Origin of the sequence: Rhodopirellula sp. MGV (assembly GCF_002251265.1) — a bacterium.
GTDB classification, from domain to species: Bacteria; Planctomycetota; Planctomycetia; order Pirellulales; family Pirellulaceae; genus Stieleria; species Stieleria baltica_A.
On sequence record NZ_NPDI01000024.1, the window covers coordinates 1 to 20,965 of the forward strand.

The following is a 20,965-nucleotide window of genomic DNA, read 5'->3' on the forward strand; positions in this document are numbered from 1 at the left end:
TCCACTACGGCGCTGGAGTTTAGCCGTTAGGCGATTTTCGGGTCCTGCAGGCGACGCGGATGCCGGCGAGAAAACGAAATCACTCAACCGCTGGCTATCGCCAAGGCGGCTCATGAGTGCAACCAAGCATTGCGAAGCCCGAAGCAGGGACTCATCGCTTCGTCCACTACGGCGATGGAGTCTAGCCGTTAGGCGATTTTCGGGGCCCTGCATGCGGCGATAATGCCGCATGCAGAAAAGAACCACTCAACCGCTGGCTATCGCCAAGGCGGCTCATGAGTGCAACCAAGCATTGCGAAGCCCGAAGCAGGGACTCATCGCTTCGTCCACTACGGCGCTGCCGTTGGGCAATTTTTTCTCTTGAACCAGCGAAATCCTTGACTTCACCCCAGCACTGCCAGATGCGTTGCGACGATGCCTGGCAAAGCGGACTGCGCCCCGTAACCGTCCCGTCGCCGAAGCTTGTCCCATGCTTTACAACTGTTGCTCAGCAGACTCGACGCGATTCCAACGACCACCGAAACTAGCGACCCAACGATGACGATCGACGAATCACTTTTCCAATCCGTTTGCAACACGGCGCGACAGGCTGCCTTGTTCCAATCGGCCGCCGACGCACTGGAATGGGACGAACGGACCGGGATGCCGCCAGAGGGCGGTGCGTACCGCGCCGATCAGGTCAGCGCATTGCGCTCAACAGTGCACCGATTGCGGACTGACGCGGCTTACGGCGAACAGCTCGATCAACTTGCCGAACAGTCTGGCGACCTGGATCCCGGAGGCGACACCGCAGCCACGATCCGTGAACTGCAACGCGATTTCCGCCGTGATCGCAAGCTACCGATCGAGCTTGTGTCGCGTCTGAGCGCGATCACCGTTCGCGGCCAACAGGTCTGGGATCGCGCCCGCAAAGAAGATTCCTTTGCGATGTTCAAAGAGACGCTGAACGAGATCGTGACGCTCAAACGTGAAGCTGGCGAGCGGATGGCAGAAGGCAGCGACAAAACGCCTTACGAGGCACTGCTCGATGAATACGAACCCGATGCCAAAATCGAATTGCTCGGACCTGTCTTCAGCAACCTGAAGACTCGGCTAAGCGAACTGATCGCCAAGGTCGCCGATGCTCCGATCCAACCGGACGTCACACCGCTGCAACGTGACTTTGCAATCGACGGACAACGGCGACTCAGTCGTGCGGTTGCAGAAGCGGTCGGGTTTGATTTCAACAGTGGTCGCCTGGACGAAACCAGCCATCCGTTTTGCACGACACTAGGTCCAAATGACTGCCGAATCTTAACCCGATACGAACGCAACTGGCTGCCCAGCGGTTTGTATGGGACGCTTCACGAAGCGGGGCACGGACTTTATGAACAAGGTTTGCGAGCGGATTGGTTTGGATTGCCGCCGGGCAGCTTTGTTTCGCTAGGCATGCATGAATCACAATCACGTCTGTGGGAAAACCAAGTCGGACGAAGCCGCGCGTTTGTGACTTGGCTGGCTCCTCTGGTCAAGAAAACCTTTCCCGGCGTGATCGACGATTTGACCGATGATCAGTTTTATGGCGCGGTCAACCAGATCCGGCCCAGCTTGATTCGCGTCGAAGCAGACGAGGCGACGTATAACTTGCACATTCTGATTCGTTTTGAGCTGGAGCAAGCTTTGATCGCTGGCGAGCTCGCCGTCGACGATTTGCCAGAAGCTTGGAATGCCCAATATCAATCCAGTCTTGGGATCACGCCGCCATCTGATGCCGACGGTGTGCTTCAAGACGTGCACTGGAGCGCTGGCCTGATCGGATACTTCCCCACCTATACGCTCGGAAATCTTGCCGCGGCGCAATTATTCGACGCCGCCTCGGAATCACTAGGCAACATCGAAAGCCTGATCGAGAAAGCAGATTTTGCACCGATTCTGCAATGGCTGCGTGAAAACGTGCATTACCACGGGCGATGTTACTCCGGTGACCAGCTGGTCGAAAAGGCGACAGGAAAACCGCTTTCGTCCGAGCCACTGCTTCAGTACCTGACGAACAAACTGACGCCGCTTTACGGTCTTGGCTGATCAACTGATTTCGACACGGGAACTGACCGCTGGTTCAACAAACCAGCATCGACGCCATTGGACGATTAAATTCGTCGCCAACCAAACCGATGCCAAACGAATCCAATCTTGATCCGAGCGATCCAAAGTCTTCGCCTAACGCAACTACCGGCCGTTCCAACCCAGGATCGTCCGAACCTGCAACAGGTGCGGCCCTGCGAGCATTCTTGCTGGTGTTCGTCTTTGGAATGATCCCCGTGATCTTTGTTCTCGTTTATTTGAACCTGACCAAAGAAATGGACGTGGTCCCACAGACTCCATCGATCGCGGAACCCCAACTCGCTGAGTCAACGAGCGGTCCCGCAACGGTATCAGTTCCGACACCCCAGTTGCCACCACTCAACTTGATCGACGTCACCGACGAATGTGGCGTCTGGGTCGAACCTCAAACGCCGTCCAACTTATCCCGAAAAACCGCTCCTTCGCTTGGCTACGGTGTCGCGGTATTCGATTTTGATAACGACGGACATCAAGATTTACTGTTCGCAAACCACGGTGCTTCATCGGCCAAGAGTGGTGCAACTTCCAGCGGGTGCCGCCTCTACCGAGGCAATGGCAAGTTTCAATTCGAAGATGTCACAAAGGCCACAGGCATGGATGCTCCCGGGGACGCCATCGGTGTCGCTGTTGGTGACTATGACAACGATGGAGACCGTGACGTCTACCTGACCGCATCGGGCGAAAACCGTTTGCTTCGAAACGACGACGGGGCCTTCCATGACGTCACAGTCGCAGCCAATTGTGCTGGCTCGACGCAGCACCTAAGCACCAGTGCGATGTTCGTCGACTATGACAACGATGGACGTTTGGATCTGTTCGTCTGCGGCGGTTCCAACCCAACCGATACCGAGAGCAACGAAAGCGGCGAGCGTCGTCGCGTCGTCTTGTTCCATAACGAGGGTGATGGCGTCTTCCAAGACGTCACCGAACAAGCAGGGTTGACAGTTTCCGCCGAACAGACGGATCAGCCACTTAGCGTTGCCATGGGCATCGTCGCCATTGACCTCAATCGCGATGGGACATTGGACTTGGTTGTAACGAACGACGGAGCCTCGTCGTACATCTTTGAAAACCGAAGCGACGGTACGTTCACAGAGACTTCTGCGACCAGTGGAATTCAAGCCATGCAGCCTGAACCTGGAGTCAGGGCCTCTGGAGTCGACGCTGCGATTTTTCGCGAAGACGGCACACTCGCACTGACGATCGCGAGTCCCGCGACGGGTTCCAAGTCGCTCTACATGCTTCCGCCACGTCGTGCGAAATGGGTTGACGCAACTTCGTATACTGGATTCGACGCTTCCTCAGAACCGTCCGAATCGTATGGCATTCTGTTTTGTGACTTAGATCTCGATTGCCGGCCAGAGATCGTTTGCGTGAATGGCGGGGATCGATCGCCACAGGTGTTTTGGAACGCGGGCCGCGATGCCGAACACGAGCTGACGAATTTGCCATCTGAATCGACAGGGCCTGCGTTTGCCGAAGCGATCGATGGCAGGACTGCGGCTTACGGTGACTTTGACGACGACGGTGACATGGATTTGGTGATCACGAATCACATTGGGACGCCAAAGGTATTTCGAAATGACCAAGTATCCGAGAATCATTATTTGCGTTTCCGCTTAACTGGTACCCGGTGCAATCGTGATTCGATCGGTGCGATGGTTACTGTCATCGCTGATGGGAAGCGTCAAACACAGCTCGTCTCGCCAACACATGGATACCTCAGTCAATCGCAAGTCGAATTGAACTTTGGTTTGGGGCCTGCGACAAAAGTGGAGCGTGCCGAGGTCCAATGGCCCGGCGAAGAACCACAAGCGATCTCGATCGAAAGTGTTGACCGGCTATACGAGATCAAACAACCGAGCTCGCCAGCAGCTGACCGGTCGTAAGGCTTGTATCGAATCGAACGCTCGGATCCGAAATAGATTCAGCCGATTGCCCGGAAACCCACGCGGTGCCAACTCGCATTTCCTCTGAATTAGGCAACCGATTCATTCACTTGCCCCCGTTGTTGCACGACTTTTAGGCAGCAAGGTCACCGTAGAACCTACAGCCATTCGCTGGTGTGATGTCGCTCTCCGGCTGTAGCGGTTACACCCAATGTTGTGGCCAAGCTGGTTCCACAAGTGCTGGACGGGTGGGCTTCCGATAATTCTTGTCGAGTGGATGAAACTCCCCTTGGTTGAAAGGATTGACCAAGATTGCATCGGCCGCGGCAACACGTCGCGAGCCAATCGAAGCTTCGTAGGTCACGAGGAGCGTACCTGTGAGCCAATTGTCAAGGATGAAACCGCGCCGACGTGCTTTGGCGTTCAAGATCACGATTCTGTTGGGACTGATACCAACGATTAGTGGCGGGTGCTATTTCCCGCAAGTTGTACGTTCGACGTTTCAACCCTATCAAGATTTGGCTTTTCGATCGTCGCTCAAACGGCGTGCGATCAAAAAGTCCAAAGCGGTCTGGAAAGCATCCCATGAAGCGGCGCATGCGCATGACGCTTGCGTGAAAGACTTTCGCGAAGGATTCCAAGCCGCGTTTGTCGAAACCGCACTTGGCAACGAAGGTTGCCCACCACCGATTCCTGAACGCAAGCTTGGTAGTTGCGAAGCGATCACACACACGTATCCTGCCGCTGTGCCATGGTTCAACGGCTACCGAATCGGACATGCACAAGCTGTCGCGTGTGGAGTCGATCGCTGGCGATTCGCGCCACTGGATCCGCAATATGCGGCAAGCTGCTGCAGCAGTGTTCTGCCAGCGTCGCACGTTCAAGACAACGTGATCATTGACAAAGTCATCATCGATGACGCCTCAGTGCCGGGCGAGATTCCGATCACGGTTCATCCGCCGACGGTCGAAGAGGACACCGGTGTTCAACCGCCGTCGTGGGTTTATCTCGATCACGATCAAAACTCGGCGCCCGCCGAAAACAGTCAACCGAGTGGCCATCCGACGGGAATGGATTTCAACTAGACGCTGGCTTTCAATTCGCAACTCCGCTTCGCCGACTTGACGAAGCATCGTAACTCCGACATTTTTGACAAACTGAGCATGGATGCTGGGACCGTCATGTCAAAGACCAAAAAACAACTGGCTCGCTATTTCAGTTCCACAATCGTGATGGCACTGGCGCTGGTTTCCAGCGGATGCACAAGCGTGATGACGCCAATGACCGGTACACCGGTGACGCAGCTTCCCAAAGAACTGCTGGGAGCGAGCCGAAGCGACTTGGTCCCGGTCCCGGTCGTCTTGTTGGCACGCAAACGCCCCGAGGAATATGTCATCCAGCAGGGTGATATCCTGGCCGTTTATATCCGCGGCATCCTCCCCTATTCTGATCCTGCAGCGGTTCCGCCGGCGCCTCCGGTAAACTTCAACACCTCGACAAGCGAGCTTCCGCCTTCAATCGGATTTCCGATTCCGGTTCAAGACCTTGGCGTGATCAATCTGCCATTGCTGCCGCCAATCGAAGTGGCTGGACTAACGTTGGAACAGATCCGCGAGAAAGTCTTGGCCGCGTACCTTGAACGCGAGATCATCCGGCCAACGGACGAAGTCCCAATCATTTCGATCATGAAAGAACGGAGGAACGACATCTTAGTTCTCCGTAGTGAAACGAATATGTCCAGCACCAGCACCGGTGTAAGTGCGCGAAGCGATCAATCGTCCGCCGCCTACACTCTGGATTTGCCGTTTTACAAAAGCGATGTGTTGAACGCGCTGACGGAGTCTGGTGGACTTCCGGGTATCAACGAGAAGAACGAAGTCGTCGTTTACCGCACGTCACGAATTTCAGCAGAAAACCGTCAAGCGATCATCGCGAAATTGATGAGCCCAGCCAGCTCGTGTAGCCCTGTCATGACGGGTTATGACGTCGCAACGAGTACCGGTATCACGTTCGATGACTGCATGGCATGTTCCGATGGGATGGTCGAAGACTCCATCGTCACTCGCATCCCTCTGCGTATGCCTCCGGGACAGATTCCAGAACTCAGCTCGGCCGATATCGAATTGGAAGACGGCGATATCGTCATGGTGGAATCTCGCGAAACCGAAATGTTCTATACCGGCGGCCTGCTGGGTGGCGGGCAATATCTCATACCACGTGACTATGACTTAGATGTTTTGGGTGCACTCGCGATTGCAGGACAAGGCTTGGCATCTCAATCGGCTGGCGGTGGCATGCGCAGCGGCCTTGGCGGTCCCAGCCCGTCACTGTTGTTTATCATTCGCAAAATGCCATGTGGCCGTACGTTCAACATAATGGTTGACCTGCAACAGGCGATGAATGATTCCACACAAAACATCCTGGTTCAACCTGGTGACACGTTGATCTTGCGATACAAGGCCCATGAAGAATTGACCAACTTTAGTATCGGGACGTTCTTCACCTACGGCATTCGTCAGCTGTTCCAAAACAACTAGGCGACTGTTTTTGTCACTCCCAAGAGCATCGGGCAATTCGACTCAGACGGATTGTCCGACTTTGGATTGACTTCGATTCCTTTCTGGAATTTCGGTTGAACAAATCTTTCTCCGCCGTTTCAAACAATTAGACGCGTTTGAAATGGCGGCGAACGCATCCGTCGTGCCGCCGCTTGGTAGATCCATGCAGCTGTGACCCGCGCGATTTGTCGACCACTTCTAACTCAACTCAATCAAAGCCTCGACCGCGCCGCCCCCGACTAAGTCAGTGGGTGATCGCGTTTGTCTTCACTTGCTTGATCGGCGTGTCGATCGCATTTGTCAATCGATCGACGTCGTTGCATCAAGCATCTAGCGAGCTGAAAGCTTCCGAACAGCACCTCACCGAAGTGAAAGAGCGGCTCCAAACCGCCGAGCGAGAACTTCGTGGGGCACAACGTCAATTGTCACAAACAGATGATGTCGCTCGAACGCGAATCACAGAACTGTTTGGCAGCCAAGGGACGGTTTTCCAAATCCTTGCCAAGCAATCGGCTCCGCGTTCAGAATGGACATTTTTGCTTCGAGAGATTCGGCAAACGCTGAAACATTTCTTGGCCAGCGAGCGAAACCGGCAAGAATTGCCTTTTTATTTCGCGAGGGCGTTACTGTACCAAGGGCAACTGGAATTGATGCTTGGGTCGCTGGATGAATCGTCCCAGTCACTCAATAAGGCGGAACGACTTTCAAATTCGCTCGCTGACGGGAATGTCCACGCCGCAGCACTCAATTCTCTAGGCTGCGTTTCCGTTCAACGCGGTGACTTCTCCGCTGCGGAAAGCTGGTTGATCAAGGCCACCGACCACTATGGAACCGAAGATGGTCCTCACACTGCGCAGGCAATTGCGTGGTGCAATCTAGGCCTTGTCCGGCAAGCGATGGACAAAGACGGTTCAGAAGACGTTCGCCGCTCAGTCAGACTGCTCGAATCCGGCAAGAACATCGCCGGAACCACCAGCACAAGTGAATTGGCGATCGACTTTCAGATGATCCTCGCCGAAATGCTTTGGCGACAAAAGCAAGCCAATGAATCTCATGCAGTTGTTTCGGCAACGATTGAAGACCTGCGTGAGCTGCTTCAACAGATGGATCACAAGGCTGTCAACAAACATCTTTTGGCACGAAACCGTGTAATCGAAGCGATCGGGTTCGCACAGAGGGATCTCGCGACAATTGCCCAAGCTTCCGACGCTGAGCCGACCGCCGTAGTCAATCCATCACCCTGGCAATGGCGTCGCTTAGTCGACAACGCAACCGATCTGGTTCCACTCGGTCAAAACGCGGCGGGAACGATGGTCGCTGAATTCGAACGTCAAAACGGTTTCGCGATCGGCTGGGGAATGTTCGACTGGACTCATGACGCGGCGGTCGAAATCGCATCCCATCTCGCTCGACAATCACAGTTGGTGTTGGTGGCTGACAATTCCTACTCGCTCGACAAGGCTCGCGCAACCTTTCAAAACCATGGAATCTCAGTCGAAAACATACAGTTTCAAATTACCGATTGCGAAACGCCGTGGTTCCGTGACTATGGCCCAATCGTTTCTCAAGATGCGTTTGGCACCTCCGTCTGGTTCGATTCGAAACTGACGCGTCCCGATCGCGACGACCGAATGGTTTTAGATGCATTACCGCAGCAGCTTCAACGCGACTGGAAAACCAGAGTGGTCGAAACCCCGATTCATCTGGAAGGCGGTACGATTTTGACCAATGGAAACAATATCGTCATCGTTTCAAGCGACGTACTTGCGATCAACCAACGGTACGGGCTGGATGAGTCGTTTGTGCGAGATCAAATCAAACGGATCACCGGCTGCGAACAGATTGTCTTCGTAGACACGCTGATAGGTGAGAAGACAAAGCATGTGGACTTATTTCTTTGTTTCACCGATTCGAATACCGTCGTTGTTGGTCAATACGAAGACGGCTCAGATCCAAATGCAGCACTACTGGACCGAATCGCCACACAGCTTAGCCGTCTTGAAACAAATGAAGCAGCATTAAAAGTGGTGCGACTTCCGATGCCACGCCCGTTCGACGGCTGCTTTCCGACGTATACCAACGTGATCTTCGCGAACGGAGTCCTGCTCGTTCCGTCATACCAATCCGCATCGAATGATTCACTCGCAGATGCAATGACGACTTATCAAATGCTACTGCCCGATTGGGAAGTGATTCCGATCGACAGCACCTCGCTATGCGTCAATGGCGGCGCCTTGCACTGCGTCGTTTCAAACCTTGGCCGTACCACCTACGCTCCGCTTGATCCATTGATGGAGTGACACGTGTTGGATCGACTTAGTAACGTCTGCAGCTGACCACGCTACCTCGTCAGCGAATCCAGATACTGTGCGATTTGAACGGCGCCTGCACCTTGGACCATGCTGTGGTGGTGACCTTCGACCACCTTCGATTCAACGAATGTGGCCCAGCGTGACCAACCACGGTCTGGCCGAACGTCCGCTTGCCCCGGAACTTCTTTAGGACGCAGCAAATGAACTGGGATGTCAATCGCGGTCAATTCGCAGTCCTGACAAAGCTTCACGTGGTGTGAAAACAACCGCTGCAGATCTTCGATGACTTTCTGGACCACCAACTCTGGTTGCGATTCAACGAGAACACCAAGCCGTCTTGCATGTTCGTATAAAAACGGCAACTGTTCGTCCGGCGAAAGATCCCCGAGTTGCTCCAACGAAAGATCGATCCCGTAGTCCATTCCGGCGGACGGTCCATCCGGGTCACTCTTTGTAGGAACGGTGCTGTCCAGCAACACCAATGCAGACACATTGATTCCGAGTTCGGTCAGGTGGCGAGCAACTTCAAAAGCGAACACGCCACCGAGCGACCATCCGCCCAGTACCATTCGTTGCCCTAAATTGGCTTGTTGAATCTGTTCCGCGTAGTCGGCTGCCAATTGCTGGATCGTCGACGGAAGCGTTTCCGCTCCGTAAAGCCCACGTGCACGAACGGCGAACATTCCCTGGTCATGGGGAAGTGCCTTGGCAATCTCACGATAACATCGAACAATCCCACCCGGCGGATGCACCATCACGATAGGGGTCGACGAAGAATGCCCCGTCAAGGAAACAAGTAGAGACTCTGACGACTCTTCATTCGGTTCGGCGGAGACGTAAGTCAGCGACGCCTCTCCAAATTGCTTACGGACCCTATCCGGATAGAGCTGGCAAAGTCGTTTCGCAACTAAACGAACTTCACTCTCGTCAAACAAAAGCGAACTTGGCACATTGATCTGCAACTCGCTACTCAGACGACTCGCCAAGGTTGCGGCCCCAAGCGAAGTGCCACCGGATTCGAAGAAATTATCATCGATGCCGATCGACATCGCCGTGGCCCCGTTTCCACCGCTCAATTCTTCCATGAATCGTGACAGTAGAAACGCTTCCAAATCCGTTCGCGGCTTCGTCACCGGGCGTTCGCTTCCGACACTCTGAAGCGACAATTTCTCGCGAAGCACTTTGCCGCTTGTCCCAACTGGCAAACGATCAAGAGCGTGGATGATCGCCGGGCGTTTGTAGGCAGGCAGAATTTCACGAAGGTCCAGTCGAACCGTGTCAACGGTTGCATTCGCGTTCAACTCGACGAAGGCGACTAAGCGATCACCACTCGATCGATCAACAACAACAGCCGCACGTCGGACAGTATCAAGGCTTTCAATTCGCTGTTCGATCTCTTCCGTTTCGATCCGGTATCCGGCAACCTTCACCTGATGATCAATGCGTCCCAGAAATTCGATTGATCCGTCAGCCAGCTTGCGTCCCCGGTCACCTGTCAAATAGACACGTTTTGAACAAACCGATCCAAGACTTCTATCTTCGAAATGGACGAAAGCACCGGCGGTCAATTCGGGACGATTGAGATATCCGATCGCCAGCCCGTTGCCGGCAATCGCTATTTGCCCGATGCCGCCACAGGGTTGCTGACACAAACAGTCGTTCAGGATGAAGATTTCCGTACCATCAATCGGAAAGCCGATAGGAATGACGCGTCTCGGATCAATCGACTCGTTGACTCGCATTGCGGTCGCTTCGACAGCTGCTTCGGTGGGTCCATATAAATTCCAGACGGTACCACGAAAACTCTTGCGAATTTTACTCACGATAGAGTGTGTCAACGATTCACCACCACACCAAAGCTGCCGAAGCGATTTTAGTCCGCTATACCGAAGTCCGCTGTACTGAAGATGGTCTGCGAGTGCGGCGTGAAAACTTGGAACGGCTGGAAACACCGTGACGTCATATTCATTGATCAATTCGACAAGGTGATCAAAATCGACTGGCCCCGGTTTTGTCGGCCACACCAATCCGGCATTCTGATGCAACGCAGACAAGACGGTTGCCATCGCGGCATCAAATTGGTGTGAAAGTACAACCAGGATTTGATCAGAAGAATCAAGTGGTATCTCACGACGACGCCACCGCAATGTATTCGTGATCGCCGAATGCGACACGACAACACCTTTAGGTTTTCCCGTCGATCCAGAGGTGTAGATGATATAAGCTGGCTGTTCTGGAAACACCGATGGCAGATCGAGGCACTCCATTGCCGACTGATCGGCCCGGTCGAACTCAAAACCGGTGACGCTGATGATCGGCACACCGAATTTCGCCGCCCATTCGCAATCCAGATCAGAAACAACCGTACGGATGGACGCATCCGATTTCAGCACTTCTGCTTCGACCGAGGGCTGTGAACGATCGATCGGGACAGCGGTGCCGCCAGCCAACATCACACCCAAAATTCCGATCCAAGCGTCGGAGGATCGTGACAGACAAACAGGAACAACATCACCAACAGCCACACCCTGATTGATGAGCATGCTGGCGAACTGTTTTGCTTGTCGCACCATCAACGATTCACTGTGTGCCAATAACTCGCCGATCGTTCCGGCAGCCGGTTCCGATTCGCTGCCAAGCGAACCTGCTTGCGTCAAATGGTGCTGACCAACCGGAGTCTGTGGTGACGAGAGGCACGCAATTGCCAATCGTGACAACGCTTTGCTCATTGAATCAATCGTCGCGGAATCAAACAATTCCGCGTCATAGCAAATCATCCCACGCAGTCGATCATCACCGAATTCAAAAACAAACTCGAGATCGTAGTGGCACGTCGGATGATCGATTGTAAACACATCCTGGCGCAGACCAGCGAATTGGCCGTGGTCAGAAATGTTGTGCGTATCATTGCCGAACAGGAACCCAGCTCGACCTTGTTCACTTTTGACGTGCGATTTTTCGAAGGTGCACGAAACCTGGAACAACGGGTGATGACTGTTGTCACGCATCGTTGCAACGCGTTTGACGATCTCGGCAAACGGAACTCTTTCATTGTCCAACGCATGCACTAGCGTTGCGCCGGCCGTCTTCACGACTTGCTGAAAAGACGGGTTCGCACAGAAGTCTGCGACAATCGGCAACATGTTGACGAAGAACCCAACAGTCTGCTCAAACCGACGATTGCTGCGACCGGAAAACGGCACCCCAATCGCGAATCGCTGTTGGTCGCTGAAGCGTGCCAACAATGACTGTACCAGCCCCAGAACGACCGTGTTTTCGGTCACTCCTGTTTGGCGTGCAAGTTCAATGACGTGTTGTGTTGTTTCGTGCGAAAATGAAAGCTGACAGACATTCGCACGATGTCCGCTCCGTGCGGGACGTTCAAAATCGAGCGGCAATCCCAGTAGCGGACTGACTCCGGCGAGTTGTTGCTCCCACTCTTGCAAGCTTCGTTCGGCGTCACCGGAAGTCAACCAACGACGTTGCTGCTCGACGAACTCTCGGTAATGATTGGCGGGCGGATCCAGTTTCGCCCCCGCACCTATTGTCGCTGCCGAGTACAACTCGCCGATTTCTTGCATCATGATCACCAAGGACCAAAAATCGACGACGATGTGATGGGTGATCGCGATCACTACGACATCGTCATTGGCAACACGCAGGCACACCAATCGCAACAGCGGGCCGGTGCGAAGGTCAAACGGCTTGGTGCACTCGGCAAGCATTCTCGCCCGCAGCGTTTCGTCCGTCGCCCCTGGCATGTCGATGACGTCAAAGCTGGGCTGTAGTTCGTCGACCACGCGTTGGACCGGTTGGCCATCGTCGTCATCATTAAACACCGTACGAAGCACATCGTGCCGCCGAACCATTTGGTCGACCGCCGATTTTAAGGCAACCAGGTCCAGTGGAGATCGAAAGCGAGACGGAAAGAATACATTCGACGCGGTCTGTCGTGGTTCACGTTGAAACGCAAACCACAACCCTTGCTGCCCAACGGACTGCGGAAACCAACGGCCCGTGTTCGCAGAGCTTTCTCGTTCGGCTTTTTCTTTCAGCAGACGAGCTAACAGGTCACGCTTTTCCTGGCTCGACAAGCCGTCCAATAACTCATCCACCGCCCAGCTTACCTTCTGACTCGTTCATCAATTTTGCCAACAACTCGTCAACCGACGCATCACTCATGGCGGGTAGCTGATCGAGCAACTGCTGCGTCGAAACCGCGTTTGCCGAATCTGTTGGTGCCGCATCGGAATCTCCGAAGATCAACGTCGCAGCGTTTGTCAGTTCGTTCAACCCCTCGGCTCGCATCAGGTCCGCGATCGGCATTTCGATTTGTAAGCGACTTTCGATCCAGTTCCGCATCTCGACGGCCATCAGCGAATCCAGACCGAGCGACAACAAAGGACGATCCCAAGGAAGCTCGTCCGCGTCGATTCCCAGTAGCGTCGCAGCTTTTTGCCCAATGATAGCGGCGATCAGGTTGCGGCGTTCGCCAGCATCGGTATCACGTATTTCTTCGGCGGTGGCTAGTCGAGTGGTATGAATTGAGTGGTCCGAACGTCCCTGCAGTAGATGTGCAAACCGTGGAGAGACGTCACCGGTTAAGCCGAGCCCACGCCACTTGCTCCAATCCATCCGCAAGACACTTTGATCGGTCAAATCCTGAGCCAAAATATGGCCCAGGCAACGCATCGCTTCATCGGCAGAGAACGTCAGTACGCCTTGACGCTCCAAACGTTGGCTCAATTCGTTGCGTGCGGCCAGGTAGCCGACTTCGCCGACGTGTCCCCAATTGATTGCGACACCTGGCAAACCGATGAAACGCCGGTGATGTGCCAGCGAATCCAAAAACGCATTGGCCGCCGAGTAGTTCGCTTGCCCTGCATGCCCGAACAGGCTGGACAATGACGAAAACAAGACGAAGTGATCGAGGTCATAATCGCTGGTTACGTCATGCAAATTCCAACCGCCCTGGACTTTCGGTCGCAAGACACGTTCCAAGGTCTCGCGATCAAGATCAGCCAACAAACGATCTTCGAGAACCATTGCCGTATGAAAGACGCCGGCAAGCGGCGGGAGTTCTCTTTCAATTTCGTCCGCGATCTGCTGGACGGACTGTCGTTTGACAAGGTCGACCGGTTTGTGCCGAATCGTGATTTGGTATTTCGCCTCGATTTCCCGCACTGCGGTAATCACATCTGGCGAAAGCTTTTGGCTGCGACCGCCAAGTACCAAGTGCTTCGCGCCACGTTCGACGAGCCACTCGGCAACACGCAACCCGAATCCGCCCATTCCTCCGGCGATCCAATAGGTCCGATCGGCATGCAACCTAACCGATGTGTCGGTGCCAGCGAAAACGTGGTTGGGCTCCAGCTTGTAATCGATGACGACTTTGCCGATGTGCTTGGCCTGCTGCATCCAGCGGAACGATTGATCGGTTTCATCCGCATCAAAGACTTTGATCGGAAGAGCCTGTAACTCTCCGCTTTCAAAACGCTTGACCAATTGCCGAAGCATTTTGCCCAACCGTTCTGGCTGATGGCGAATCAATTGATCCAGGTCGATCGCCATGAACGACAGGTTGTTTTTCAGCGGCATCATTCCCAGCGGAGCATCCGCATAGATATCGCGTTTGCCGATTTCCAAGAAACGACCGCCAATGGACAAGATCGATAGTCCCTGACGGATCGCGTCGCCGGGTAACGAATTCAGGATAACGTCCACGCCGCGACCGGCAGTATGCTTGGTAACTTGGCGACCAAATCGCAGCGAACGGGAATCCATCACCAATTCAGCGCCGGCGACTCGAACGAAGGCACGTTTTTCGTCGGTTCCTGCGGTGGCATAGATCTTTGCACCGGCTGATTTTGCCAATTGGATGGCAGCCAATCCGACCCCGCCGCTGGCCGAATGGATCAACACCGATTCATCTTCGCGGATCCGAGCCAAATCGGACAATGCATATTCGGCAGTCAAGAATGCGATCGGAATCGCTGCCGCTTCGGCGTGTGACAGCACGGATGGCTTGCGAGCGACCAACTCTTGTTTAACTTGCACATGCGTCGCAAAGGCACCAGGGGCAACCGCGATGACTTCGTCGCCGATGCTGAATTCTGTAACGCCACGTCCGACACGAATCACTTCGCCGCTGCACTCCGCACCTAAAACAGGCGGGCCGTCCGGCAAGCCAGGGTACAGGTCAAGCGCCTTCATGACGTCGCTAAAGTTCAGCCCAGCGGCAAAGACACGAATCTCGACTTCGTTGTCAGCCAATTCGGCCGCGGCGACCGATCGATATGCAAGCTGGTCGATCGAGTTCGCTTCGCCACGATATAGTTTGCTGCGAGATCGAGCTTTACTTTCCGGCCGAAGTGGCAGACGTTCGGAAGGCTCGAAACGTCGAACCCAGCGAATCGTATCCCGATACATCACTTCGTCTTCGTCATCGGTTCGCGAAACCAATTCGTCGACCAAACGGTCTTGGCACGACGGATCGACGTTTTCCAAATCGACCAGACGTGTTTTTAATCGAGTCAATTCGCTGGCAATGACACGGCCGATTCCGATCAGCGGGGCGGCCGCAACGACGATCGAGTCAGTCCGCTTATCGCTTGGCTGGGCATGACAAGTGATGACAAACAGTCGTGCCACGGCTTGTTGAATCGACTTTTCTTCAGCCGATTGCCATGCGGCCGCCAAGTGCATGGGGGCCAGCGAAGTCAGGATTGTGGATTTTTCGAGCGCGTTTGAATCCAGTTCTGCGTTCTCGGGGACGTCGATCCCCCATAAGTAGACGATGTCCGTCACGCCATCACCGACATCCGCCAGCAGACGATCAAAGTGCGTGCGGTCTTCTGGATCAATAATAAACGCACTGTCCCCGAGGCGTTTGAACGTGGTGCCGTGCTGGACCGAGATCACACGATCGCCCGCAGGCAATCGCTCGCCAATTTTTGCAGCGATTCCCGTTAGATCTGAAAACACCAGCCATTTACGGGGCGTTTCGATCAGTTGCGATTCAAGCTTTTCCGCCGGTTTCCAGCAATATCGATAGAGCAAGTCATCGATTTTGTTGTGACGTTGGCTGCCCGAGACTCGCATGCTTTCGAAACCATGCAGTTTGACCACCAACCGTCCGAATGCGTTGTAGACTGCTAGGTCAGCCACCATTCGGTAGCGATCTTTGCGCAAGATTTTTGCGACCACCACAAGGTTGGATTCGATCGGTCCGAACACGTCGATCGACGCGATGCGGTTTGGCAAATACAAACCGCCTGACGGGTCATCAAACGCCGGATCGGCAACAACCATTGCATGGAAGCAGCTATCGAGTAACGACGCATCGACGGAGAACCGGTCGCTATGGTCGCCGGGATCACGTTCCAACGGCAGCACGACTTTGGCGACCGCTTTGTAATCTTCGCGACTCGCTTCCAGCACTCCGCGAAAACGAAGGTCATAGTTCAATCCGAGGTCTTCACAGTGCCCGTACAGTTGGTCGGCCGTAATGGGTTGTGAATGAGCCGTCGACACGGACTTGCACTGGAAGTTTTCCGTTTCGCGCGAGACCACCGAATGACTTAAGTCAGCGGTCGCGATCGGCGTCCAATCGGTTTGATCGATGTCGCTGCGAGTGATCGTGACTTGCCGTCGATGGACATCATATTTTGTTTGAATGCGAATCGGCGAATCGGGCGACAGCATACACGCGCCCAACATACGAAAGTTTTCGATGGAAACGACGTCATCAGGATGCACCTGTTCGCCCACGGCAATGCAAAGGCGCAACAGGGCGGCAGCGGGAAGCACACATGAGTTTCGAACGCGGTGGTCGGCTAAGATCGCTTGACAATCCAAATCGACTCGCGTCATCCAAGTGGGCTGGTCATCGTCGCAGCGGTTCCCCAAGACAGGGTGCCATTGTTCGACCGACCGCATCTGCAAAGACTCCGCCGACTCTGCCCATAGATGACGTCGCGTCATTGCCAGTGGCGGAAGTTGCTGGGAACCTGAAAACACCCCATGGTCCGAATCGCTATCCAAATCGCTCAACTGCCCCGTCGACAATTCGATCGGGTAGCCTGCATTAAACAATGCGGCTTTGGCAGTCGCGAATTGCAGTGCGTCAGACTGTTTGCGATTCAACGACGCGACGGTGACACAGTTCGCACCACGCTGGGAATAGCATTCGTCGATCGAGTAAGCGAGTACAGGGTGCGGCCCGAGCTCGATCGCAAAACGAACATCGGCGTCAAGCAACTCGTCCATCGCGTCGGCGAAGCGAACGGATTGGCGAACGTTGTCCCACCAGTAACTCGCGTCCAACTTTTGCCCGTCAATGAATTTCCCAGTCACAGTGCTGATCATCGGCACGTCACATTCGGTCGGACGAAGTGACGCCAGCGACTTCACGAGCTCTGTTTTGACGGGATCGACAAGCGGACTGTGGAATGCATATTCAACCTTCAATTGTCGGCAAAAGATGTTCTTCGCTTCCAGCCGCGTAGCCAATGCTTCGACCGCGTCTTTGCATCCGGACAACGTCAACGACGCTGGACCGTTGATTGCGGCGATCGAAATTTTTTGTTCGAGTCCACGGAGCCACTCGGTAGCTTCGTCAAGTCGCAATCCGACGGCGATCATCGCTCCGCGGCTCGTTGCCAAATCCATCGTGCGTCCACGATGAACCGCGACGGCGGCGGCTTCATCGAACGTCAACGCACCCGATAGGTACGCGGCAGCAATTTCGCCGACACTGTGACCGACAACGACGGACGGCGTTATTCCGGCGTCTTTCCAAACGGCAGCCAATGCGATTTGCAGCGCATACAAACTAGGCTGCGCGATCGATGTCTGCTGCATTCGCGATTCAGATTCGCCGCGACTTAATTCTTCATGCAATGACCAGTCGACATGCTCGCTAAACGCCTTGTCACAGCGGTCAATCACGTCAGCAAACACCGGGCACTGCTGCAGAAACTCCCGTCCCATCGCCCACCATTGCGGTCCTTGACCGCAACAGACGAATGCCAGTTTGGGCGTCTCCTGCGAATTCAGATTCGAATTCACCGCCGAAACGAGAGTGTCTGGTTCTTCGGCAATCCGCCGGAGGTCGTCGATCAGTTGTTGGCAGTCATTTCCAATCGCCACACTGCGGAAGGCATGGTGCGTACGACGTTGACTGGCAGTGCGAATGATGTGGTCGACCGGCACATTGGTGGACGACAAGTGATCGGCCCAGTCCTTGGCAGTTTCGACCAGTGCTTGAGGATTGTGTCCTGTGACCGGCAAACAGTGATAGCCGGTCGACGTTCGTTTGGCGGGCTTGGACGAGGTCGATCGCGAACCGCATGGTTCAACCATCGGTTCACTGAGAATCAGGTGGGCGTTGGCACCACCATAGCCGAAACCGTTGATCCCGGCGACAAGGTTTCCGTCCCGTTTCCAGGCAGACGTTTGCTTTGCAACCGATAGCCCTAAACCGCCAAAATCGATTGCGGGATTCGGCGTTGCGAAGTTCAAATGCGCCGGGATCGTTTGATGTTTAATGGCCAGCGCGACCTTGATCACACTTGCGATACCGGCACCCGCTTCCAAGTGCCCGATATTGGTTTTCACGCTGCCGATCGTGCAGGGCGTTCCGCTGGATACGCCATAACAACTGCCAATGGCGCGCGCTTCGATGGGGTCGCCGACCGGGGTACCTGTGCCGTGCGCTTCGACGTAGCTGATTTCCGATGGATGAACTTTTGCACGCTCCATCGTTTTGCGTATCAGCGAAGCCTGTGCTTCACCACTGGGGACCGTCAACCCTTCGGTACGGCCATCTTGGTTGGTGGCGGATCCTCGGATGACCGCATAGATCTGGTCACCTTCCGCGATGGCATCCGAAAGACGTTTGAGCAACACCATCCCGGCGCCTTCACTTCGCACGTAGCCATTTGCAGACGCGTCGAATGTTTTGCAGCGTCCGTCTGGTGAAAGGACCCCCAGTTGACTGAATGCCACATAGAAATCGGGCATCAACAACGCGTTCACACCTCCGGCGAACGCCATCTGGTTTTCGGAGTCTTGCAGACTTTCGCACGCCAAATGAACTGCGATTAGTGATGACGAACAGGCAGTATCGATCGCCAAGCTTTCGCCACGCAAGTCGAAGCAATACGAGATCCGATTGGCGGCGATGCTGCTGCTGCCGCCGGTATTGCTGTACGGACCGATCACTCCTCGATCGCGCGCGCTTAATGCCGCGACGGAGTAGTCGATGCTGCTGATACCAACATGGACCGATACGTTTTGCCCGGCCAACCGTTGCAGTGGAACGCCTGCGTCTTCGGCGGCGCGGTAAGCGGATTCCAGCAACATTCGCTGCTGTGGGTCCATAGCCGACGCTTCTCGAGGTGAGATCCGAAACAGGTCGGGATCAAAGCGATCAATGTCGTGAACGTAGCCCCCCCAGCGGCTTTGCGTTTTGCCGGGTCGGGCGCGTCCGCCACAATAAAACTTTTCCAACGACCAACGATCCGGCGGAGTCATACTGATCGCTTCGCGACCATTCTTTAGAAGTTCCCAGTAGCGCAGTGGACTGTCACATCCGCCTGGAAATCGACATCCGAGCCCAATGATTGCGATTGGTTGGTATGCGTCACACACTTCGATCGTCGACCTCAAGAGTTGCTTTTCGCGACGCGCAATCCATTTCGCATCTAGGTATGTTCTGGATACTTCGCCACTCGTTCCGAGTAGCCATCGCAGTTTAACCAACCGCTATATCCTCGCAGATTATGGAGGTATCGAGAGGGCGATGAACTACAGGTGAGGCGAAGTAGGCAAGCTGTTCGAAAAATGCCTAGTCAGCCGAACCAAGCGCCAAGGTTGGCGAGACCGATGCGGCCCGAAAAGCAGGAATAATCGCGCCTGTCAAACCGATCAGGACCGCGAGCAACCCGCCCTCTAAATACGTTGCGGTATCAATCGTCGGCACCAAGATTCCGCTAGCAGCCGGGTGCTGACTTAAACCCGCGCATGCGGCATAAGCTAGCAGACTGCCGATCGCGGTCGCCAACAGAGACAACGCGAATGCTTCGGCAAGGATCATTCGCACGATTCGGCCACGTGGCCAACCGACAGCGCGCAGAACGCCAATTTCACGAGTCCGCTCCAAGACGCTGGTCATCATCGTGTTCAGCGTACCGATCGCACCGATCGCCAAGGAAATCACAGATGTCATCCAAGCCATGGCGGACGCCAACTTCATCCGTGTATCGGATCCGACGAACTGCTCGGTCGGCAACGCATGTAACCGATCGTCGATTGATTCAATTGCCACGACGACATCATCGGCTTGACTCGAATTCACGTCCGAGTCCAATACAACGTTGATGTAGGTGACCTGGCCTGTTCGATCGGTCAACCTTTGCAGTTGATCGAGCGGCATGATCATCGAACCGTTTTCCCACACACTACGACTTTCGAAGACGCCTGCGACAAAAAAAGGCTCCTCGAAAATCATCGTCGTTTGGCCTGCGCTTAACCCCACGCGGTTTGCCAAGTTCGACCCGAGCGACAACTGTTTGGCGTTGGGATCTATCGCCGTGGCTTTCGCGATCCAGTCGTAATCATCTCGCAACCAGTTTCCGGTCTCGATCCCCATCGTCGGGATCCCAAACACTTGCTGCTCTTCGAGCGAGAGTGTTTCCAGCAACACTCCGGCGGCACGATTGACATGTGAGAGCGCAGCGATTTTTTGAATCGCATCTTCGCCCACACTGCTACTCAATCGGTCGGCCGTACCCTGGCGTGAAACGACAATGTCGACCGCGTGCGTGCGATAGATATCTGCGAAAGAACGGGTAAATCCTTTTGCGATCCCACGCAAGGCGACCACGGACGCGACCGCTACGGAAAGGGCGATTAACGTCAGCGCCGTCCGAGTGAACTTTCGTGACAGGTTTCGGAACACGAGCGTGTGAAAACGCATGATTTTCCAGCAATGGCGGCGGATTGACCTTGCCACCGGCGGTCGCCAGGCATGACAAGCAAGGTTTCGGCGGGGTCCACAGCGTATGGGACGGCCGCCTTTTGTGCACAGTTTGCTCGATCTGGT

8 protein-coding genes are annotated in these 20,965 nt (G+C 54.7%); 5 read left to right on the forward strand and 3 right to left on the reverse strand.

Annotation, left to right across the window (positions count from 1 at the left end):
* The first annotated feature begins 537 nt into the window (after positions 1-537).
* The 5 genes from CGZ80_RS07660 to CGZ80_RS07680 all read left to right on the forward strand — a co-directional run bounded on the left by CGZ80_RS07660 (position 538) and on the right by CGZ80_RS07680 (position 8,847).
* Positions 538-2,061, forward strand: coding sequence for a carboxypeptidase M32 (locus CGZ80_RS07660; protein WP_094413013.1), 1,524 nt, complete (start codon positions 538-540; stop codon positions 2,059-2,061).
* 89 nt (positions 2,062-2,150) lie between these two features.
* Positions 2,151-3,989: a CRTAC1 family protein gene (locus CGZ80_RS07665; RefSeq protein ID WP_094413015.1), complete on the forward strand. Its 1,839-nt coding sequence runs from the start codon at positions 2,151-2,153 to the stop codon at positions 3,987-3,989.
* 377 nt (positions 3,990-4,366) lie between these two features.
* The gene (locus tag CGZ80_RS07670) at positions 4,367-5,074 is read left to right on the forward strand and encodes a hypothetical protein (protein WP_158222600.1); all 708 of its coding nucleotides are present in this window, start codon (positions 4,367-4,369) and stop codon (positions 5,072-5,074) included.
* Positions 5,075-5,170: 96 nt separating this feature from the next.
* Positions 5,171-6,526, forward strand: a complete 1,356-nt coding sequence (locus tag CGZ80_RS07675) for a polysaccharide biosynthesis/export family protein (protein ID WP_233148296.1) — start codon at positions 5,171-5,173, stop codon at positions 6,524-6,526.
* A gap of 338 nt (positions 6,527-6,864) precedes the next feature.
* Entirely contained in the window at positions 6,865-8,847 is a 1,983-nt protein-coding gene (locus CGZ80_RS07680) for an agmatine deiminase family protein (protein ID WP_143543789.1), read from the forward strand.
* A gap of 41 nt (positions 8,848-8,888) precedes the next feature.
* Here CGZ80_RS07680 and CGZ80_RS07685 read toward each other — a convergent pair whose 3' ends face one another.
* The 3 genes from CGZ80_RS07685 to CGZ80_RS07695 all read right to left on the reverse strand — a co-directional run bounded on the left by CGZ80_RS07685 (position 8,889) and on the right by CGZ80_RS07695 (position 20,839).
* Positions 8,889-12,974, reverse strand: a complete 4,086-nt coding sequence (locus tag CGZ80_RS07685) for a non-ribosomal peptide synthetase (protein ID WP_094413021.1) — start codon at positions 12,972-12,974, stop codon at positions 8,889-8,891.
* Positions 12,967-19,512: a type I polyketide synthase gene (locus CGZ80_RS07690; protein ID WP_158222601.1), complete on the reverse strand. Its 6,546-nt coding sequence runs from the start codon at positions 19,510-19,512 to the stop codon at positions 12,967-12,969. The genes CGZ80_RS07685 and CGZ80_RS07690 overlap by 8 nt, the downstream gene beginning before the upstream one ends.
* 196 nt (positions 19,513-19,708) lie before the next feature.
* A complete protein-coding gene (locus CGZ80_RS07695; RefSeq protein ID WP_094413025.1) occupies positions 19,709-20,839 on the reverse strand; it encodes an ABC transporter permease in 1,131 nt (376 codons plus the stop codon).
* Between the last annotated feature and the right edge of the window lie 126 nt (positions 20,840-20,965).

Excerpts from the sequence above, each read along its gene's own strand:
- CGZ80_RS07675 (WP_233148296.1), top strand. The coding sequence starts at position 5,171 with ATGTCAAAGACCAAAAAACAACTGGCTCGCTATTTCAGTTCCACAATC.
- CGZ80_RS07665 (WP_094413015.1), top strand. The coding sequence starts at position 2,151 with ATGCCAAACGAATCCAATCTTGATCCGAGCGATCCAAAGTCTTCGCCT.
- CGZ80_RS07695 (WP_094413025.1), bottom strand. The coding sequence starts at position 20,839 with ATGCGTTTTCACACGCTCGTGTTCCGAAACCTGTCACGAAAGTTCACT.
- CGZ80_RS07660 (WP_094413013.1), top strand. The coding sequence starts at position 538 with ATGACGATCGACGAATCACTTTTCCAATCCGTTTGCAACACGGCGCGA.